Raw genomic sequence first — 18,955 nt, 5'->3', positions numbered from 1 at the left:
ACCATAATTGTGTTTTTCCTTCCATCAACATAATATTCACCTAAAAAAGAGTATACGAACTAATGTTCTTTTTGTAAAGTAGGAATAGCGTTGACAATATGGATGGAACATATATATTAAAAAATGTTTTTTTTGAATGCTATTTTGAATGCCATTTTGAATGCCATTTTCATTCATTTAACGAAAATCAGCGAAAACAAAAAATGCTCAAACCCTTATAAAATAAGGATTTAAGCATCTAGCGAAATCTGGTGAAATCTCACAATGGAGACGGCGGGAGTCGAACCCGCGTCCAAACACATCGCCACTTAAAAATCTACGTTCATAGTCAACTCATTTGAGGTTTCGCTTTACAGCTTGTCGAGTGACAGGCATTCTGTATCGCTAGTCTGATATTCTCTTTTTCAACTTACAGACGGAAAGTTGAAACGTATCCCACTAAAGTTAGGACCCTTACTCGAGCACATGGGCGATGCCGAGAGGATCTACGCTAACTGTTTTTAGGCAGCTAAAGCGTAAGAGTTGTTTTCGTTTTTAGCAGTTATATTTAACTGTAACGTTTTTACGTAGACGTAACCTACGAAACGCAATTCAAGCTCGACTGTGCCTGTCGAATCCGTAACGTCCCCGTTAGCTAACAAGGGTTACGTGTATTTTTCATACAAAATCAGTATAGCACATCTTGGGATAAATTCAATAAAAAAGCGGATGATACCCCATTATTTATATAAAAACTGTCCCTTTCTTAAGAAAAAATAAGTGATTTTTTTTAGAAAGGGTCCAGTTTCGAAAAAATGTCCTTAAATCAGATCAAAATGCTTCAATGCGTGGACAATCCCGCCTTCTGTATTTTTCTTTGTGATGAAAGTAGAAAGCTCTTTTAATCCATCATAGGCATTGCCCATAGCGATTTTGTTGTCGCAAGCTTCCAACAAGGCAAAATCATTCGGACCATCGCCAAATCCAAAAGTAGGAACTTCTTCTAATTGAAGTTCTTTCTTCAGTCGTTTGACACCTGCGCCTTTTGAGATTCCTTTCTTCACTGTATCAATCGAGTAAGGACCATTCCGATAAAAAGTTAGCTCAGGAAAATGTTCATGATAGTATTCGTCACCCGATTGAGATAAGATAAGTAACATATTTACTGTATTGTCTTTAAAGCCTAGAGGATCTATTTCCGGCACATCTGAATGGATAAAGTCATAAGCCTCGATCATTGTTTGGCTATGACCGGTACACCAGATTTTCTGGTCGTTATAGTAAGAAAGTTCGTGCCCATTCAACTGTACATGATCATACATTTTTTGACATTCTTCTGAAGAAAATGTCTGAGAGTAGATTTCTTCACCGTTTACTCGAATGAAAGAACCGTTCATGGTGACTGCAGAAGTAATGCCCGCATCTTCCATGATCGAGTGGATTTCTGCTTCTGTACGTCCTGTGGCGATGACGGGAAGAACGTTGTTTTCTTTTAATGCGTTCATAGCTTTTGCCACTTCGGGTGTGATTTTTGACTTCGCATCTAGTAATGTTCCATCAAGATCAAAGAAAGTGATTGCACGATAATTTGACACAAATAAAACTCCTTTTTTATTGGAATAAGTTTATCTTAACAAAGAATGAACAAAAGACAAACCTTTCGTGAAGAATTCCTGAACATATTGGTTCAGTCAACAATATAGAGTATACTATAAGAAGAGAATTTAGGAGGGAAAGAATGATTTTTTTCAGTATTGGTATCTTATTCTTAATAATTGGCAGTCTTTTTCGGATTCTGCCCTCAAAAGGAAACCTGCCTTTTTATGGGTACCATTCGCCTCTTGCCGCAAAAACAGACGCTCATTGGCGACTAGCACAAAAGACAAGCGGGAACTGGTTTTTCCTTATGGGCTTACTGATGACATTGATCGGTTATTATTTAAAGATATCTGGACATACGAATTATTTTTTGATCGAAATGCTATTATTGGTATTTCCAATTATGCCCATTTTTATTATGACAGAAAAAAAATTACAGAGATATGACCTGGAAACTGGAGGGAACGATAATGAATATTTTAATGATTGAAGATAATCAATCTGTTTCTGAAATGATGCAGATGTTTTTCTTAAATGAAGGTTGGGAAGCAACCTTCAAATATGATGGAAAAGAAGGGCTCGACGCCTTTTTAGAAAACCCCCAACACTGGGACATGATTACATTGGACTTGAATTTGCCTACAATGGACGGCATGCTAGTAGGAAGAGAGATCCGCAAAGTTTCAAGCACAGTGCCGATTATCATGCTGACAGCTAGAGATTCTGAAAGTGATCAGGTGATTGGCTTAGAGATGGGGGCAGATGATTATGTGACGAAACCTTTCAGTCCGCTGACGCTTATTGCTCGAATGAAAGCTTTACATCGCCGTAGCGAGTTGGCAGAAGCAAGAGAAGAAGCAGCGGTTTCAGATGATCATTTTGATATTGAGACCAGTCATTTCAAGATGAATACGAAAACACGAGAAGCATATCTGGACAATCGGCCCATCGAAGGCTTGACGCCTAAAGAATTCGATCTATTGTTTACTTTAGCAAAAAAACCACGACAAGTATTTTCTCGGGAACAGTTGCTTGAACTAGTCTGGGATTACCAGTATTTTGGTGATGAACGGACAGTAGATGCCCATATCAAGAAATTGCGTCAAAAAATTGAAAAGGTCGGACCACAAGTTATCCAAACTGTTTGGGGAGTCGGCTACAAATTTGATGATTCTGGTGTTGCCTAATGCGTTATTTGTATCAGCAACTCTTAGCTTTTTGCGGAATGGTCGCGTTGATCTTATTGATCGTCGGAGTTTCTTTTACGCAACTGACAAAACAGACGATTGAAGAAAACAATTATCAGCAACTGTTTGGATATGCTGAATCAGTTGAAAAGACAACGCAGACCTATGCCGATACACTTCCGCAGTTTAGTCAAGATCAGGCATTTCAAAATGCATTGCTGCTGACGGAGCAAGTACTGACAGAACAAAATGTGAATTTTATATTCATCGACAAAAATGAACGTGTCATTTATCCGACCAATACAGCATTGCTGAACTTTACCTTAACAACGGATCAATGGAAAAATCTGAGGAGTGGGCGTCAAGAGAAATTCACATCGAATAAAAACATTTTAGGGCAAGCACAGGCGACCTCTTACGCACTTGTACCATTCAATTTGAATCATGAATTCTATGGAGCACTTGTAGTCAGTCAACCTGCGCGAAATATCGATAACAGTGTTCGTCCAATTACACTGAACCTGTTCAAAGGTTTCATTTTTTCCAGTATTGTGGCGGTCATTGCCAGTTATGCTTTTGCAGCATTCCAAGTCAAGCGGATCAATCGTTTAAGGAATGCGACGAAAGAAGTGACGAATGGCAATTTTGATGTACAGCTTCCCGTACATGATAAAGATGAATTTGATGAGTTAGCAGATGATTTCAATAAAATGACGAATTCACTGAAAGAATCTCAAGCAGAAATCGAAGAACAAGAAAATCGTCGAAGACAATTCATGGCAGATGCTTCCCATGAGATGAGAACACCTCTTACGACAATCAACGGTCTTCTGGAAGGGTTGGAATACAATGCAATCCCTGAGAATCAGCGAGAAAACGCGATTAAATTGATGAAGAATGAAACAGAGCGTCTGATCCGTTTAGTAAATGAAAATTTGGATTATGAAAAAATCCGTACGAATCAAATCAGTATGGTCATTAAAAAATTCAATGGTACAGAAACATTGAGGAATATTGTTGCCCAGTTAGAAGCTAAAGCAGAGGCAGCAGGGGATACGTTGACACTGAAAGCCGATGATGATATCGATGTTTACGCGGATTATGACCGTTTTGTCCAAATCATGGTCAATATTATTCAAAACGCGATACAATTTACCGAAAACGGCCAAATCATGGTCACCCTGGAAAAAGGCTATCTTGAAACGATCATCACGATCGAAGATACGGGAATTGGAATGTCTGAACAACAAATGAAAAGTATATGGGATCGCTATTATAAAGTAGATCCTTCAAGAAAAAATACAAAATATGGTGAATCAGGATTAGGTTTACCAATCGTGCAGCAGCTTGTTCGCCTGCACAAAGGAAAATTAGAAGTAGAAAGCGAACTAGGAAAAGGAACGAAATTCACTGTTCGTTTGCCTGACGTAGAAATCAAAGAAGAATAAAAAAACAAGTGATATAAAAGATCATGAATCGATCTTCTATATCGCTTGTTTTTTTATTATAAAATGACTGATTTAACCCGCAGGCTCTAAACGATCAATGTAAGGACTCTGGGCAATAGTAGCGTCATGCGTAAAGAGTAAGATACCTTGATTTTCTTCATGAGCTAAATAAGAAAGCAAGTGGAGCAGTTCTTGAATCTCCAATATGCTAAGTTCATCAAATGTATCTTCAATAACAATATTGTTTCGTTTGGAAAGCAACGCATGAAGCAATTGAAGCTTTACTTTCTCAAAAGGCGTAAGCTCAGTCGCCGCACAATTAAGTAACGAAGAAGAGATATCAAGTTTTTCTTGATAGGCTAAACGATCTTGTTTGATTCCCTTTTCTGGTAAATCTAACAGCACATGGTCTTTGAGCTTTAGGTAAGGAAACATTGGCCAATCTTTTTGAACGATGGCGAAATTTTCCAGATTAGCAACTAGAACTTCTTTTTTTAAATGTTCCAATATCTTATCCTGTTTTTCGAGGGGACACAAGATAACGGTCAAATGGTCAGCGTTAATCAAATATTCAGGTTTCATTACGTTTAGACCTCCTGCTTTGCAAGTGATGGATAAAAAAAGTGAATGGCAATAGGCTGAGAATCAGACAGCACCCGCTAAGTCCAACAAGTGTTTGGGCAAAGCCTCTAAGAATATCTGTGAAAAACAGATCATTTTGAAAATCGATAGTAAAGAAAGTCTGCTGATCCATCGGAATCGTAAGTCCGCTTACTGAAGTCAAGATATCACGGATATCTGGCAGCTCAGCAGTCTTTAAGACAAGAAAATTGATCCTTTGAAGCAGTGTTTCATAAACCGACTGGAAGCTGACGATCCACAATAAAACCAAGATACAACAAAGAAAGAGAGGAAAGAACAGCTGCCAAAAAATAAAAAGGAACAGTTTGGCTTTAGAAAGACCAGTCAGGCGCCAATTCATCAATTCTTGCTGGTTTTGCCTGAGTGAATAGTAAAAGAAAAAGATAAAAAAGAAGGCAAATAGAAAAAATAAACTGAATATGCCTTTTAGATAAAATCGGCTAGCTAATTCTAAAGCCGGAAGAAGCTCCGTAGATGCAGAAGCACCAATAAATGAAAGCCGATCTTGGACTTGATTCGCTAAAGCCGATTGCAAATGGTAGAGAGTCAGGCATGCTATCAATAAAAAAGCAGAAAAGCTTGAAAATAAACAATAGAGTATTGTCTGCTTTTTGTAATAAATTAATCGAGCAGTAGCATAGCGGATCATTTTCATACTTTTCACCTCTATAAAAAGTATAAAAAATGAATATGAATAAAGTATGAAATTCCTTTAGTAAAATCACGAATTAAAACCAAAACCAGGAAACCTCTTGCAAAAAGCAAGAGGTTGTGAAAAAAGAGCTGCGACAAGATGTTTGTCGCAGCTCTTTTCAGATTTGTTTTATCATTCGGAAGAACTTGTGGTCGTTCCGTGAAGTTCTTGATACGTTTGTGTTTTATAAAGATCCACAGTTGATTGTCCGTTGTGTTGACTAAAGACACTAGTTGATTTGTCACCTAGAGATTTTTCAGCTTCTTTTAATTTCCCTAAACCATTCTTGTAGTCATAATCACTGGTATCAATTGGGTCTAACCCACTATTCGTATAGAAACGAAGAAGATCACCGTTATTGATTTGATCAGAAACAGCTAACTGTTTATCAACTTTTTCTTTGAGTGAATCAATTTCATTCTGTACTTCCTCAGTAGGTTCAGTAATGGCTTCACCAGTTTCGTTACTGTAGATGGTACCACCGTAGTAAGTATATTTTGGAGTAACAAAATCGCCATCACGGAAAGAAACAAGCTGTTCATGATCTTTCGAGAATAGATCTTGTCCTAACTGAATATAATTTTTTGTATCTACACCTAGTAAATGGAGCAGTGTAGGCAAAGCATCAACTTGGCCGCCATAAGTGTGATTGATCCCGCCTTGTGTTTGTCCAGGAATATGGATCATATAAGGGACACGCTGCATTTGTGCATTGTCATAATTTGTCCAAGTAGAACTTGTTTTTCCAACTAGTTCAGCTAGATTTTTATTTCTAGAATTCGAGACACCATAATGGTCACCGTAAAGAACGATAACTGAATTATCATACAAGCCGCTTTCTTTCAAATAGTTGAAGAATTCTTGTACGGCAGTGTCTAAATAATTGGCTGTCGCGAAGTAACCGTTAATCGTCTCATCGTTTGTATTGGCTAACGGGAATCCAGCTTCGTCATTGGTGAATTTCGAATAAGGATAATGGTTAGATACAGCAATGAATTTTGAATAAAATGGTTGTTGCAGACGTTCCAAGTATTGTACAGATTGTTGGAAAAATGGTTTATCATGCAAACCGTATTGGAACGAATTGTCATCATTAACGTCATAATAAGAAGAATCGAAGAAATAATCATATCCTAAATTCTTATAGGTCTCGTTTCGATTCCAGAATGTGCCGGCGTTCCCATGAAACACGGCACTCGTGTAGCCTTCTGTTTGACTTAAAATATCAGGTGCAGCTTGGAAAGTATTTTTTCCGCCTAATTGTGTGAACAAGGAGCCTTGATTCAAGCCAAACAATGAATTTTCCATCAGCGTTTCCGCATCACTTGTTTTTCCTGCTTTTACTTGATGGAAAAAGTTGTCAAAACTGAACGTGCTGTTGCTGTGATAAAGACTATTGATGAAAGGTGTAACTTCATGTTGGACACCATTCTCATCTGTCAATTTATAATCGATCAAGAATTGTTGGAAGCTTTCTAAATGGATATAAATCACATTTTTTCCTTTAGCAAGTCCAAACAAATCATCATTTGGTGCTGCGTAATGTTCTTTTACATAATTTTCTACTTCTTTCATATCATTGGGGCTTGCTTCTGCCCGCACTTGGTTTGTCTGGTAAGTTTGAACGCCGTCGTAAACCATGAAAGCATTCAAGCCAAGATATTTAACCAAATAATCCCGAGAGAATGTACGAGTCAATAATTCGGGACGATCAGCTTCCGCCATAAAAAGATTTCCTGAGAAAATCATAACGGCTAATGTAGAGATCGCAAAAGCCATTCTTGCTCGAATCGGACGAGGGTCCAACTTGATTTTTTTGGCGATCAGTAGAACAGTCAAGATAATGAAATCGATCCAATAGATCACGTCATATGGGCGAAACAGTCGAATGGCACTTTCTCCCAGACCACTTGCTACTTTCCCAGCACCTAAAATCGTGTTGATCGTAATGAAGTCCGTGAATTCTCGATAATAAGTGACATTCGAAAAAACAAGCAATGTCAAAAGAAAATAAATGACCATCATCGTGATATAAGCAACTCTGGGGCGTCTGATATAAAGAGCAATTCCAAGTAATAACAGTGTAGTTGCAATAGGATTGATAAACAAGATAAAGTATTGAATGCCACTTTCAATTCCAAGATGGAAATCGACCAAATAGGCAAAAATCGTTTTCAACCAAAGTAAAACGACTAGTAAAGAAAAAAATCCGAGCCTCTTATTCAAAAAGGCAGGTGTTTTTATATATTTCAAGATAATCTTCCTTTCTGCACTTCTTAATCACAGAAGTGTCATGAAACCATGTTACACAGCTCACTTATTCTCATTTATTTTACTAGTATGACAATATAGTGTCAATTGAAACCAGAACTTTGTGCTGTTTCATTAAGTTTTTCTTTAAGCTTGATGAAAAAGGAGCAGTAAGACAAGTCCTATGTTTTTTGTTATACTTGAGAAGAGAAAGCTAAAGCAGGTGAAGGAATGAAAGTACAAGTAAAAAAAAGAGCAAGCAGTCGATTAAAAAAAGGATACCCACTGATCCAAAAAGAAGACCTTGCACATCCCCAAAAAGAAACCACGCAATGGGTGGAATTAGTTGATCCGCAAAACCAATTTATCGCAAAAGGATATCTAGGAAAGCAGAATAAAGGGATCGGTTGGGTATTGAGCCAGCAGGATATCCCATTTGATCAATCATTTTTTGAAGAACTTTTTGTGAAGTCAAAAGAAAAAAGAACTTTCTTTTTTTCAGATGATTCTACTACCGCTTTTCGTATATTCAATGGAGAAGGAGACGGAATCGGCGGTCTGATTATTGATTATTATGCAGGTTATGCTGTTTTTTCTTGGTATAACGAGACGTTATATACACATCGTGAATTATTGATTCAAGCTTTTCGTGAAATCTATCCGGAAATCATCGGCGGATATGAGAAAATTCGTTTTGAATCAGTGAATCTGCCTGAGAGCCAGTTCATTTACGGAAAAGAGGCACCGGAGCCCTTGGTCGTAAAAGAAAACGGAGTAAAATTTGCCGTTTATTTGAATGAAGGATTAATGACTGGTATCTTTCTAGACCAAAAAGAAGTACGGGGATCATTAGCAGAAGGTTTCGCTTCTGGGAAAACAGTTTTGAATATGTTTAGTTATACCGGCGCCTTTTCTGTTGCTGCCGCAATGGGAGGGGCAATCGAAACGACAAGTGTCGATCTAGCAAAACGCAGTTTGAAAAAAACACAGGAACAGTTTGAAGTGAATGGCCTGGATGTCGATCAGCAAAAAATCATTGTTATGGACGTATTCGAGTACTTCAAATACGCAAAAAGAAAACAATTTTTATATGACATGATTGTATTGGATCCACCAAGTTTTGCCAGAAACAAGAAAAAAGTCTTTCGCGTAGCAAAAGATTATGGGGAACTGATCAAGGATAGTCTGGATATTTTAGCAGAAGATGGGATACTTATTGCGTCTACAAATGCTGCGAATGTCTCGATCGAACAATTCCAAACAATGATCGAAGAGGAATTCCATGCCAAGAATGTTTCTTTTGAACAACTTGCTTTATATCGTCTGCCAAAAGATTTCCAGACGACGGATACCTTTTTAGAAGGCAATTATCTGAAAGTGTTTGTTTATCAAATTAAAAATAACCATTAGAAGGAGCGATGCAGAGTGGTTCGGATAAAGGGATTGAATATAGGAAGCGGTAGACCAAAGATTTGTGCGCCTCTTATCGGAGCCGTCCGAGAGGAAGTATTACGTGAAGCAGTTCTTGCACGTGAAGCAGGGGCCGACTTAGTAGAATGGCGAGTCGATCATTATCGTAAGGTTTTTTCTTTTGATGAAGTTGCAGAAACATTGGTTCTTATCCATGAGATGCTTGATGGATTGCCGTTATTATTTACGTTCCGTACCTTAGCTGAAGGCGGAGAACAAGACATATCGATCCGTCAGTATCGCGATCTTTATGAACATGTGATACACACTGGATTAGTAGATATGGTCGATATCGAGTTGTTCAAAGTTGAAAGTTTAGGGAAAGGACTGATAGAGGAAATCAAATCTTTAGATATCCCTTTGATCATCAGTAGTCATGATTTTAAAGAAACACCAGCTGACCCTGTCTTGCTTTACCGACTGAATGTCATGGAATATTTTGGCGCTGATATCGGAAAGTTGGCAGTGACTCCCAACAATGAACGAGATGTTTTGCGGTTGATGGAGTTGACTAGACGGGCAAATGCTTTTGTCTCCATGCCTATCATTACGATGTCTATGGGCGATCTGGGGAAAATTTCTCGTCTGGCTGGCGGAACGACAGGCTCCGTCATGACGTTTGGTTCCTTAAACAGTGATTCTGTTTCTGCTCCAGGACAATTACCGGTCAAAGCATTGAAGCAAATTATCCAATTATTAAATGAACCGTTGTAGAACAAGTTTGAGGTGATATTTTTTGGCAAAGAAAAAAATAGTAAAAACGAATGCGATCCGTATGGTCGAACAAAAAAAGATTCCCTATACAGAACACGAATATGAATGGGACGAAAACCACCTAAGTGCGTCCTCTGTCGCCGAACAGCTCCCAGAGAGCCAATCTCGTATATTTAAAACACTGGTTGCTGTGGGCAATGTGACGGGGCCTCTTGTTGCTGTGATACCAGGAGAAGCCGAATTGAATCTAAAAAAATTAGCAAAAGTTTCAGGGAATAAAAAAGTAGAAATGCTTCATTTGAAAGATTTGGAAGCAACGACCGGATACATACGTGGTGGCTGCTCGCCTATAGGAATGAAAAAACTATTTCCTACTTATTTAGATCAAATCGCAGAAAACTATGATCAAATCATTGTATCAGCTGGCAGAAGAGGGCTGCAGATGGAATTAGCTCCTCAAGATATCTGTGCATTAACGAGCGGACAATTTGCAGATATAAAACAATAAATCATACGTATAAAAGAAAGAAGGAGGCCGGGATGTTGTTTGCCCAGTCTCCTTCTTTCTTTTTTATACATTATGCTCTTTGCCCAGCATTCATTCCTGCTACATGTCCTGTAGCGAAAGCCGCTGTGATATTAAAGCCGCCAGTATAACCATTGACATCCAGTAATTCTCCGGCAAAATACAGACCATCAATGATTTTACTCTCCAACGTTTTAGGATGAATTTCCTTTAGAGAAACCCCTCCGCCAGTTACAAATGATTTCTCAATAGGAAAAGTCTTGTTGATTGATAGCTTAAACTCTTTGCATAATTGAACGAAATCTTGAATTTGTTTTTGAGAGGCTTGTTGTCCTGTTAGGCTGTCCATTTCAAGCCGCTCAAGAAAGAAAACCAACAATCGCTCAGGTAATAGACCGTGCCAAGCATTTACTAAGTTCTTTTTGGTGGCTTTACTTTTTTCTGTCAATAAATGAATAAGCTCTTGTTTGGTTTGTGTAGGGAAACAATCCAGAGAAAGCGTCACTGGTTCTCCCGTTTTCTCTAATTCTTTATTGACAAAACTTGAACAACGCAGTGCAGCCGGACCAGAAATACCGAAATGGGTGAAAAGCAAATCCATCGTATGTTCAGTCAATACACGGCCTTTTTTATTTAGAACACGTAAAGTGATGTCCTGTAAAGAAAGCCCTTGAAGTATTTTCTCTTGAATATACGGTTCATCCGATATCAAGGGGGACTCTGTCGCATAAAGAGGCGTCACCGTGTGACCTACTCGCTTCACGATCTTGTACCCATCTCCAGTAGAACCAGTAGAGGGATAAGTCCGACCACCAGTCGTTAAGATAACGGCAGGAGCATGGAACTCTTCGAATTCCGTGCGTATACCGTAAATTTTATGTTCTTTGTGGATCAATTTCTCTACTCGAGTAGAGAATAGGATCGTCACATCTAGTTCTTTCAGACGATTAAGTAATGCTTCGATAATCGTTTTTGATTTATTTGTCACAGGAAACATCCGTCCATGATCCTCTTCTTTTAAATGTACGCCTTGTGATTCAAAGAAGTTCATGATATCGAAATTATTCCATTGCGCAAATGTACTATATAAAAACTTTCCATTTCCAGGAATATGTGCGATTAAATCATCAACAGGACGATTATTCGTGACGTTGCACCGACCACCACCTGTCATCAGTAGTTTTTTCCCTGCTTTTTTGTTTTTTTCAATCAAAAGTACGCGTGCGCCTTGTTCAGCTGCACTGATCGCTGCCATCATCCCGCTTGTTCCAGCGCCGACTACGATCACATCATACAGTTTTTCCATTCCCTCACCTCAAGGAAAGTGTAGCATATTTGAAGAAAGAAAACAGAAAAAAATGTTTTGAGCCAAAAGAGAAAATGAGCTAAAATGAGGGAAGATAAGCAAAGGAGCGTGGAACGATGACAAACGCAACAGAATATGTTCAAGCAATTCAAGAAAAGCTACATCAAAAGGATCAAGGACAAGAAGAATTTTTACAAGCAATCGATGAATTTATGCCCACAGTAATGTCTTTTTTGGACACTCATCCCGAATATATCGAAAAGAATATTTTAGAACTTTTAACAGAACCAGAAAGAATTATTCAATTTCGAGTACCTTGGCAAGATGATAAAGGAAACTGGCGAGTAAATAGAGGCTATCGTATCCAATACAATTCAGCTATCGGCCCTTATAAAGGTGGATTACGCTTCCATCCCAGTGTCAACCTAAGTATCTTAAAATTTTTGGCTTTTGAACAGATTTTCAAGAATAGTTTAACTGGTCTGCCAATCGGTGGGGGAAAAGGTGGGAGTGATTTCGATCCTAAAGGGAAATCTGATAATGAAATCATGCGTTTTTGTCAAAGTTTCATGTTGGAATTGTCAAAACATATCGGGCCATCGATTGATGTTCCTGCGGGAGATATCGGTGTAGGAGCTAGAGAAATCGGCTATTTGTTCGGCGAATATAAACGATTGAAAAAATATGATACTGGTGTGTTGACAGGTAAACCTCTAGATTTCTGGGGAAGCAAGATACGTACAGAAGCGACTGGATATGGATTAGTGTATTATGTCAAACATCTATTGAACGAAGAAAAAGATTCATTTAATCAAAAAACAGTTTTTGTTTCCGGAAGCGGGAATGTAGCTATTTATGCAATCGAAAAAGTGCAAGAGCTAGGCGGGAAAGTGGTTACATGTTCAGATTCCAACGGGTACATCTATGATCCAGAAGGAATAGATGTGAAACTATTGAAAGAAGTCAAAGAAATCAATAGACAACGTTTGACGGAATACGCGAACCAACGTCCTTCTGCTGTTTATCATGCTGGAGAATCTGTTTGGACATTGAAAGAAAAGGCGGATATCGCTTTGCCATGTGCTACTCAAAATGAAATAGACGAAAGCTTGGCTGAAATCTTAGTAGAAAATGGGATCAAAATCGTAGCAGAAGGCGCTAATATGCCATGTACAGTAAAAGCTGTTTCTGTTCTTCATGAAGCAGACGTGTGGTATTGTCCAGGAAAAGCTGCTAATGCTGGAGGTGTGGCAGTATCTGCTTTAGAAATGAGTCAGAACGCCCAGCGATTGACTTGGGAAAGAGAAAAAGTGGATGAGCAGCTGGATCAAATCATGGAAAAGATTTACCATACGTGTCGCCAAACAGCCGCTGAGTATGGCGATGAAAAGAACTTGCTTCTTGGAGCAAATGTTGCTGGATTTGAAAAAGTTGCCAAAGCAATGGCAGCAGAAGGTTTAGTTTAAAAAATGAAATTTTCTTGGAAATATTGTCAGCATTTTGTTTATTTGCTTGAAAAATAATAAAAAAAAACGTAAAGTATTACCTGTAGAGTAAACCTATAAGGAGGAGAACAAATGGCACACATTCATTTTGACTATTCAAAAGTAGCACCGTTTGTCAATGAACATGAGTTAGGGTACATGCAAAGCCAAGTAACAGCAGCCCACAACGAATTACGGGAAGGAACTGGTGCAGGAAGCGACTTCCGCGGCTGGATCGATTTACCAACGAACTATGACAAAGAAGAATTTGCACGTATCAAAGAAGCAGCTAAAAAAATCCAATCTGATTCTGAAGTATTAGTTGTTATCGGTATCGGTGGTTCTTATTTAGGCGCTCGTGCAGCGATCGACTTCTTGAATCACACATTCTTCAATCTATTAGATAGCGACACACGCAAAGCACCACAAATCTTCTTTGCCGGAAATTCAATCAGCTCAACATATATCGCTGATTTGATCGAAGTAATCGGTGATCGCGACTTTTCAGTAAACGTTATTTCAAAATCTGGAACAACTACTGAACCAGCGATTGCTTTCCGTGTATTCAAAGAGCTTCTTGTTAAGAAATACGGACAAGAAGAAGCAAACAAACGTATCTACGCTACAACAGATAAAGCAAAAGGTGCAGTTAAAGTAGAAGCAGATGCAGAAGGTTGGGAAACTTTCGTGATTCCTGATGACATCGGCGGACGTTTCTCTGTATTGACTGCTGTTGGTTTGTTACCAATCGCTGTTAGTGGAGCAGATATCGACGCATTGATGCAAGGAGCTGCTGATGCAAGCAAAGCTTATTCAAGCGACAAACTAGAAGAAAACGAAGCTTACCAATACGCAGCAATGCGCAACATTCTTTACCGTAAAGGCAAAGTAACTGAGTTATTGATCAATTATGAACCAGGAATGCAATACTTCTCAGAATGGTGGAAGCAATTGTATGGCGAATCTGAAGGAAAAGACCAAAAAGGCATCTATCCTTCAAGCGCAAACTTCTCAACTGATTTGCACTCTTTAGGACAATTCATCCAAGAAGGACGCCGCAACATTTTTGAAACAGTTGTGAAAGTTGAAAAACCTCGTAAATCAATCACGATTCCTGAACAAGCAGAAGACTTAGACGGTCTAGGCTACTTGCAAGGAAAAGAAGTGGACTTCGTAAATACAAAAGCATTTGAAGGAACATTGCTTGCTCATACAGACGGTGACGTACCTAACTTGCTAGTCAAAATTCCAGAAATGGATGCTTACACATTGGGTTACACAATGTACTTCTTTGAAATTGCTGTAGGTATTTCAGGTTACTTGAATGGCATCAACCCATTCGACCAACCAGGTGTAGAAGCTTACAAGAAAAACATGTTCGCACTTCTAGGCAAACCAGGCTTTGAAGACCTTGCTAAAGAATTGAACGAACGCCTGTAAGATAAGGGTTTCTCGCTAGATTTAAAAAATCAGTGATAGAAACATGTTCGCTTCTAAATAAAATTAGTGATAGTTTTAGTGATAGTGAACTTAAAAAAAGCACTCAATTTGAGTGCTTTTTTATTTGCTCTTCTATATAGTTTTCTAGTTGATTCATTGATCTTTTTTTCACTTCGGGAGAAATATGGGCATAGACTTGTGTAGTAGAAACATCTTTATGACCTAAAAAATCTTTGATATCTTCTAAAGGTATTCCCGCTTGTCTCGTTCTAGCTGCAAAAGTATGTCTACCATCATGCACAGTTATGTGGGGGAGACTGGCACGTTTTTCAATTCTATGAGAAGCACCGTTAACGGTTCGATCTCTTATTGGAATACCTTTATTTTTACCGTAAGTATTTATAAAAATAAATGCTTCGTGGTCATCTGTTTCAGGTAAAAAACCAAATTCTTTTATTACTTGATTTCTTAAAGTCAATAAGGCTTTCTTTACTCGTTTTGTCATAGGCAATGATCGTGTACCAGATGGGGTTTTTGTGTCATCTGTAATAATCAAACCTTTGTTAGGTCCTTTTTCAGCAGCCCCAAGTCGTTCACGATTAATATTAAGTGTATTCTGAGAAAAATCAATATCAGCCCATTGAAGCCCTAAAGCTTCTGATTTTCGCAATCCTTGATCAAATATAATAAGAAAAAAGGGATACCATATAAATGATTTTTCTTTTTTGGCAAATTCGAGAAATAGTTCAGATTGATCAAAAGTATAATATTTAACTTTCTTTTTATCAGATGGATTTCTTGGAAACTCAACAAAACTAGTAGTAGGGTTATTCTTTATATATCCTAACTGAATAGCTTTTTTGAAAGCATTGCTAAGAGTGGCGTTAATACTTTTGGCTGTTGTTACTGAGAGACCTTCCTTAGTTCTCCCCAAACCCTTTTTAGTAAGTAACTGATTGATGAATCTTTGATGATCAGCTCTAGTATATTTATCTAGTTTATATTTTCCAATATATGGATTGATGTACATTTTTATATTTGCTCTGTGAACAATTCTTGTTCCTTCTTTAACATTCATTTTATAGTTATTAATCCAATCGTCCATAAACTTTTCTATAGTCAAATTTTTAGGGTTTTTTTGTGTATATTCTTCCGAAGCTATTTCGCCTTCGACAATTTTTGCGAATCTTTCTGCTTCTTCATGACTTTTAAACCCTTTTTTATGAATCTTTTTCTGTAGCTTAGTACCAGGATCAATTCCATTTGATATATAGACTTCATAACGATATTCTTTTGATTTTTTTAAATAGTACTTTTTAATGGAAGCCATTAAAATCAATCCTTTCGTATTTCATTCCTAATAATAAGAATATTTTAGGGGAGGTATGTTATTTGAACGAATATTTAGAAAATCGTCGTATTAGCAGAGTTTTTTATACGAACTTATGTTCTTTTGCGTTTAAAAAGAAAAGCCCGAAGGCCAGTCTTTATTGTAAATTTAAGTTAATATCATATGTGTGATACGAGTTTTCATCATCATAATTATCAGTTTCATAGCTAGAATCAATCTTCAATCGAAGAGATTTGATTGAAGATGCAACAGGAAGTTTTGATAAAGGATAGATACCCCAACCATCTTTTTTTGTTCCTTTCATGAAGTCACCATCCCATGAATCATAATTAAAGACTCCGCCATCATCAACTTGCTCACCATAGTCAGTTACAATTGTGGCTTGATTAGGGTATATAGATACATCTTGTTGTGTATTATCTATGTTGTAATGCACGGCTACAAAACCATTGTATTGATTATCTGAATAGTCTTTGATATCAGTAGTTTTCACAACTGAGACCCGATCGATATTTAGGTTAACACCCGCCCAAGAATTATCATTAAAATTGGTTGAATAATCTTGTTTACCTTGTACTTCTATGGATTTTCCATCAGGTACATTATCAGCTATTTTTCCGAAATCTGAATCATTTGATAGAAGATTAGTCTTTTTTTCCACAGAGCTACTGAATTCAAGAGAAACCATTGTAGAGCTCGCAGTGGTTGTTTCTTTAGGCGTATCAGAATTTGAATTACTATTTCCACATGCTCCTAGTACAATACTAGAGAACAGAATTAATCCTAACCCAACTATTTTTTTCATTTCTTCCTCCATAACAATAAAAATATATTTACTCCCACTTAAAGGCAGGTAGTGATAGTCGCCAATTAAATTAAAAATCTATATGAATTTTTAGGAAGTCCATACAAATTTGTTAAATCTTCAATTTTTCTAGGGTATTGATCATTATCTTCTTTATAAAGAGAAATAATAAGATTGGCGGCAAAGCAATTCGCTCCGCTTTCTGATTTGCTTCTGGAGGATCGAGTAGGGACATAATAACTAGATAAACCTTGATGAAAAATTGCGTGACCTAGTTCGTGAGCACAAATATAGAACCGTTCTTCAGAATACTTTAGTTCGTGATTTAGAAGAATAACCGAACGCCCTAACAGTTCTTGAAATTGTCCCTTTGGATTATTCAAAAAAGGAACATACCTAATCTGAATATCCATTTTTTCGCAAATAGTAAAGGGATTAGCTGAATTATATTTTTGCTTCAGTTTGCCAACTAGACTAATTACGTCCATCTCCATAGAAAATCACTTCTCTTTACTTTTGTCTTCTTTTCTAAATTCCCAAAATAGACCTGTCAAAACATCTTTTACCCGTTGTTTCTCTTCATCTGTTAATGTTTCACCACCATAAGCCATGTTAACGTTGGAATCGAGCATTTTATCTAATTCAATTAAATCATTTTCATCGGCCCATTTTGGCGTTTTATTTCTTCCTAATAAATAATCAGTAGTAACATCAAAAATATTAGCTAAAGATTGAAGAATAGAAAAGTCAGGCTCTCTCTTTCCACTTTCATAGGCTGTATAAGCAGGGCGAGTAATTCCTAACTTATCAGCAACTTCTTGTTGCGTCATTTTCTTTGAAAGCCTCAATTCTTTGATTTTTTCTGGAAACATTTCGACACCCACTTTCTATATAAATGGTAACACGCTGTTACGTATAAATGAATCTAAAAACAAGTAACCTTTTGTTACTTTTTGCATTGGCAAGTAACTATGTGTTACTTATAATGTATTTGTAACGAAATGACACTTAAATAGGAGGTATATGATGAGGAAATGGCTAATTGAAAAAAGAGAGCGACAAAATCTAACTCAAGAAAAAGTAGCTAAAAGATCAGGAATTCAGCGTTCTTATTATAGTATGATTGAGAGTGGCAAAAGAAGTCCTAGTCCATTTGTAGCTATGAAAATTGCCACTGTTTTATCCTTTGATTGGACTATTTTTTTTAATCAACAAAGTAACAAAGTGACACATGGAGAGGTGATCAAATGAAAAAGAACGATAAGGATTTTCTTGAAGGTAAATTTTGTACGATTGTTTTGCCAATATTACTTTCTATTATTGTTTCAATTGTCTACAAATTATTAGTTAACTAAGAAAGGAGTGCTTTTCATGTCACGACAAGAAAAAATAAACATCGTACTTGATGCAAGGCCGAGACTAGTTCACATCATCAAATGTGCCACAGATGATCAACTTGGGGAATATGTCGGAAAAGTGTTAGATGATATGGTTATGACTGTCCCGTTTACTGATGTCCCACCATTAGAAGGAATTCGTTCAGATGGGGAGCCTTTAACAATTAATGATCAATTATTTGATCCGCAAGAAAACCGATGGATTGTTTTGACGAATGTATTGGATCACAATAAGCTAAATAATCTTGAAGCAGTGTACGAGGCACTGGAAAACGAGAACGGCAATCTAAAACAGCTCAATGCCAAACTCATGCTAAATGATGTAGCAATTAAACAGGAAAACACTGCATTAAAAGAAAAAGCTGATAGTTTAGCACAAATCAATTCAAAAATGATGCTTGCTTCGATTCAAAACAGCAAGGATATTGCAGAAATTAAAGAGCAATTAAATCCAGCTTCAAAGGGAGGTGAGTAGTATGTTTAGTTTTAGCGATGTGAAAATGATGTATGATTGGGGCTGTTTTACTGACGATCAAGTTCTACAGTTCGTTCCGCTATGCATTACAGACGAAGAAGCAGAAAAAATTATTAACAATGAAGAGAGTGCATCTTAATTGATGTGCTTTTAGTTTTGATACAAGGAGTTGCAATATGATTAATTTA

Annotated in this window: 20 protein-coding genes and 1 other RNA gene; 11 read left to right on the top strand and 10 right to left on the bottom strand. The window is 37.3% G+C overall.

The window, feature by feature from the left end:
* Positions 1–262: 262 nt before the first annotated feature.
* Positions 263–629: a transfer-messenger RNA gene (ssrA, locus tag HMPREF2961_RS06395) on the bottom strand.
* Positions 630–800: 171 nt separating this feature from the next.
* A complete protein-coding gene (locus HMPREF2961_RS06390) occupies positions 801–1,574 on the bottom strand; it encodes a Cof-type HAD-IIB family hydrolase (protein WP_070704359.1) in 774 nt (257 codons plus the stop codon).
* 143 nt (positions 1,575–1,717) lie between these two features.
* Between HMPREF2961_RS06390 and HMPREF2961_RS06385 the strand changes: the two genes are divergently transcribed.
* The 3 genes from HMPREF2961_RS06385 to HMPREF2961_RS06375 are packed head-to-tail and all read left to right on the top strand — an operon-like array spanning position 1,718 to position 4,213.
* Positions 1,718–2,068, top strand: coding sequence for an SdpI family protein (locus HMPREF2961_RS06385; RefSeq protein WP_002308810.1), 351 nt, complete (start codon positions 1,718–1,720; stop codon positions 2,066–2,068).
* Complete coding sequence (locus HMPREF2961_RS06380; RefSeq protein WP_002290404.1) at positions 2,049–2,765, top strand: response regulator transcription factor; 717 nt, start codon at positions 2,049–2,051, stop codon at positions 2,763–2,765. Before HMPREF2961_RS06385 ends, HMPREF2961_RS06380 begins: the two co-directional genes overlap by 20 nt.
* Positions 2,765–4,213, top strand: a complete 1,449-nt coding sequence (locus tag HMPREF2961_RS06375) for a sensor histidine kinase (protein WP_002290405.1) — start codon at positions 2,765–2,767, stop codon at positions 4,211–4,213. Before HMPREF2961_RS06380 ends, HMPREF2961_RS06375 begins: the two co-directional genes overlap by 1 nt.
* Positions 4,214–4,285: 72 nt before the next feature.
* On the opposite strand, the gene HMPREF2961_RS06370 is transcribed toward HMPREF2961_RS06375, so the two are convergent.
* The 3 genes from HMPREF2961_RS06370 to HMPREF2961_RS06360 form a co-directional block, all read right to left on the bottom strand.
* A complete protein-coding gene (locus HMPREF2961_RS06370) occupies positions 4,286–4,795 on the bottom strand; it encodes a hypothetical protein (RefSeq protein ID WP_002308814.1) in 510 nt (169 codons plus the stop codon).
* Positions 4,785–5,510: an FtsX-like permease family protein gene (locus HMPREF2961_RS06365; protein ID WP_002290407.1), complete on the bottom strand. Its 726-nt coding sequence runs from the start codon at positions 5,508–5,510 to the stop codon at positions 4,785–4,787. The genes HMPREF2961_RS06370 and HMPREF2961_RS06365 overlap by 11 nt, the downstream gene beginning before the upstream one ends.
* 171 nt (positions 5,511–5,681) lie before the next feature.
* Entirely contained in the window at positions 5,682–7,802 is a 2,121-nt protein-coding gene (locus tag HMPREF2961_RS06360; RefSeq protein WP_070704356.1) for an LTA synthase family protein, read from the bottom strand.
* A 228-nt stretch (positions 7,803–8,030) separates the two neighbouring features.
* Here HMPREF2961_RS06360 and HMPREF2961_RS06355 point away from each other — a divergent pair, with 228 nt between their 5' ends.
* Genes HMPREF2961_RS06355 through ybaK form a run of 3 tightly spaced genes read left to right on the top strand, consistent with a single transcriptional unit; the run spans position 8,031 to position 10,491 of the window.
* Positions 8,031–9,209 (top strand): class I SAM-dependent rRNA methyltransferase, encoded by a 1,179-nt coding sequence (locus HMPREF2961_RS06355; protein WP_002335832.1) that lies wholly within the window; start codon positions 8,031–8,033, stop codon positions 9,207–9,209.
* A 15-nt stretch (positions 9,210–9,224) separates the two neighbouring features.
* Entirely contained in the window at positions 9,225–9,983 is a 759-nt protein-coding gene (gene aroD / locus HMPREF2961_RS06350) for a type I 3-dehydroquinate dehydratase (protein ID WP_070704353.1), read from the top strand.
* Positions 9,984–10,005: 22 nt separating this feature from the next.
* Positions 10,006–10,491: a Cys-tRNA(Pro) deacylase gene (gene ybaK, locus HMPREF2961_RS06345; RefSeq protein WP_002290411.1), complete on the top strand. Its 486-nt coding sequence runs from the start codon at positions 10,006–10,008 to the stop codon at positions 10,489–10,491.
* Between the two features lie 70 nt (positions 10,492–10,561).
* On the opposite strand, the gene HMPREF2961_RS06340 is transcribed toward ybaK, so the two are convergent.
* Complete coding sequence (locus tag HMPREF2961_RS06340) at positions 10,562–11,815, bottom strand: BaiN/RdsA family NAD(P)/FAD-dependent oxidoreductase (RefSeq protein WP_070704350.1); 1,254 nt, start codon at positions 11,813–11,815, stop codon at positions 10,562–10,564.
* 116 nt (positions 11,816–11,931) lie between these two features.
* Here HMPREF2961_RS06340 and gdhA point away from each other — a divergent pair, with 116 nt between their 5' ends.
* Positions 11,932–13,281 carry an NADP-specific glutamate dehydrogenase gene (gene gdhA / locus HMPREF2961_RS06335; protein ID WP_070704347.1) on the top strand — a complete coding sequence of 450 codons (1,350 nt, stop codon included), beginning with the start codon at positions 11,932–11,934 and terminating at the stop codon, positions 13,279–13,281.
* A 111-nt stretch (positions 13,282–13,392) separates the two neighbouring features.
* Positions 13,393–14,739 (top strand): glucose-6-phosphate isomerase, encoded by a 1,347-nt coding sequence (locus HMPREF2961_RS06330; RefSeq protein ID WP_002290415.1) that lies wholly within the window; start codon positions 13,393–13,395, stop codon positions 14,737–14,739.
* A gap of 103 nt (positions 14,740–14,842) precedes the next feature.
* On the opposite strand, the gene HMPREF2961_RS06325 is transcribed toward HMPREF2961_RS06330, so the two are convergent.
* The 4 genes from HMPREF2961_RS06325 to HMPREF2961_RS06310 all read right to left on the bottom strand — a co-directional run bounded on the left by HMPREF2961_RS06325 (position 14,843) and on the right by HMPREF2961_RS06310 (position 17,767).
* Positions 14,843–16,069: a tyrosine-type recombinase/integrase gene (locus tag HMPREF2961_RS06325; protein WP_070704344.1), complete on the bottom strand. Its 1,227-nt coding sequence runs from the start codon at positions 16,067–16,069 to the stop codon at positions 14,843–14,845.
* A gap of 157 nt (positions 16,070–16,226) precedes the next feature.
* Positions 16,227–16,895 carry a hypothetical protein gene (locus HMPREF2961_RS06320; protein WP_070704341.1) on the bottom strand — a complete coding sequence of 223 codons (669 nt, stop codon included), beginning with the start codon at positions 16,893–16,895 and terminating at the stop codon, positions 16,227–16,229.
* Positions 16,896–16,960: 65 nt separating this feature from the next.
* Positions 16,961–17,389, bottom strand: coding sequence for an ImmA/IrrE family metallo-endopeptidase (locus tag HMPREF2961_RS06315; RefSeq protein WP_025477223.1), 429 nt, complete (start codon positions 17,387–17,389; stop codon positions 16,961–16,963).
* Between the two features lie 6 nt (positions 17,390–17,395).
* A complete protein-coding gene (locus HMPREF2961_RS06310) occupies positions 17,396–17,767 on the bottom strand; it encodes a helix-turn-helix domain-containing protein (protein WP_002320147.1) in 372 nt (123 codons plus the stop codon).
* Positions 17,768–17,921: 154 nt separating this feature from the next.
* Between HMPREF2961_RS06310 and HMPREF2961_RS06305 the strand changes: the two genes are divergently transcribed.
* From HMPREF2961_RS06305 to HMPREF2961_RS14610, 3 genes are all read left to right on the top strand, one after another.
* Entirely contained in the window at positions 17,922–18,146 is a 225-nt protein-coding gene (locus HMPREF2961_RS06305) for a helix-turn-helix transcriptional regulator (RefSeq protein ID WP_025477224.1), read from the top strand.
* Between the two features lie 237 nt (positions 18,147–18,383).
* Positions 18,384–18,767, top strand: coding sequence for a hypothetical protein (locus HMPREF2961_RS06300; RefSeq protein ID WP_229038100.1), 384 nt, complete (start codon positions 18,384–18,386; stop codon positions 18,765–18,767).
* A 1-nt stretch (position 18,768) separates the two neighbouring features.
* Positions 18,769–18,906: an XkdX family protein gene (locus tag HMPREF2961_RS14610; protein WP_002334791.1), complete on the top strand. Its 138-nt coding sequence runs from the start codon at positions 18,769–18,771 to the stop codon at positions 18,904–18,906.
* Positions 18,907–18,955: the final 49 nt, after the last annotated feature.

Source organism: Enterococcus sp. HMSC076E04 (assembly GCF_001814285.1).
GTDB classification, from domain to species: Bacteria; Bacillota; Bacilli; order Lactobacillales; family Enterococcaceae; genus Enterococcus_B; species Enterococcus_B lactis.
Note: the sequence above shows the minus strand (reverse complement) of the source record. Positions and strands in the feature narration are given on the sequence as shown.

Coding starts and splice junctions, on each gene's coding strand:
- HMPREF2961_RS14610 (WP_002334791.1), top strand. CDS start 18,769: ATGTTTAGTTTTAGCGATGTGAAAATGATGTATGATTGGGGCTGTTTT.
- HMPREF2961_RS06340 (WP_070704350.1), bottom strand. CDS start 11,815: ATGGAAAAACTGTATGATGTGATCGTAGTCGGCGCTGGAACAAGCGGG.
- HMPREF2961_RS06305 (WP_025477224.1), top strand. CDS start 17,922: ATGAGGAAATGGCTAATTGAAAAAAGAGAGCGACAAAATCTAACTCAA.
- HMPREF2961_RS06330 (WP_002290415.1), top strand. CDS start 13,393: ATGGCACACATTCATTTTGACTATTCAAAAGTAGCACCGTTTGTCAAT.
- HMPREF2961_RS06325 (WP_070704344.1), bottom strand. CDS start 16,069: ATGGCTTCCATTAAAAAGTACTATTTAAAAAAATCAAAAGAATATCGT.
- HMPREF2961_RS06370 (WP_002308814.1), bottom strand. CDS start 4,795: ATGAAACCTGAATATTTGATTAACGCTGACCATTTGACCGTTATCTTG.
- gdhA (WP_070704347.1), top strand. CDS start 11,932: ATGACAAACGCAACAGAATATGTTCAAGCAATTCAAGAAAAGCTACAT.
- HMPREF2961_RS06310 (WP_002320147.1), bottom strand. CDS start 17,767: ATGTTTCCAGAAAAAATCAAAGAATTGAGGCTTTCAAAGAAAATGACG.
- HMPREF2961_RS06300 (WP_229038100.1), top strand. CDS start 18,384: ATGGTTATGACTGTCCCGTTTACTGATGTCCCACCATTAGAAGGAATT.
- HMPREF2961_RS06320 (WP_070704341.1), bottom strand. CDS start 16,895: ATGAAAAAAATAGTTGGGTTAGGATTAATTCTGTTCTCTAGTATTGTA.
- HMPREF2961_RS06375 (WP_002290405.1), top strand. CDS start 2,765: ATGCGTTATTTGTATCAGCAACTCTTAGCTTTTTGCGGAATGGTCGCG.
- HMPREF2961_RS06380 (WP_002290404.1), top strand. CDS start 2,049: ATGAATATTTTAATGATTGAAGATAATCAATCTGTTTCTGAAATGATG.
- HMPREF2961_RS06385 (WP_002308810.1), top strand. CDS start 1,718: ATGATTTTTTTCAGTATTGGTATCTTATTCTTAATAATTGGCAGTCTT.
- HMPREF2961_RS06365 (WP_002290407.1), bottom strand. CDS start 5,510: ATGAAAATGATCCGCTATGCTACTGCTCGATTAATTTATTACAAAAAG.
- HMPREF2961_RS06315 (WP_025477223.1), bottom strand. CDS start 17,389: ATGGAGATGGACGTAATTAGTCTAGTTGGCAAACTGAAGCAAAAATAT.
- HMPREF2961_RS06355 (WP_002335832.1), top strand. CDS start 8,031: ATGAAAGTACAAGTAAAAAAAAGAGCAAGCAGTCGATTAAAAAAAGGA.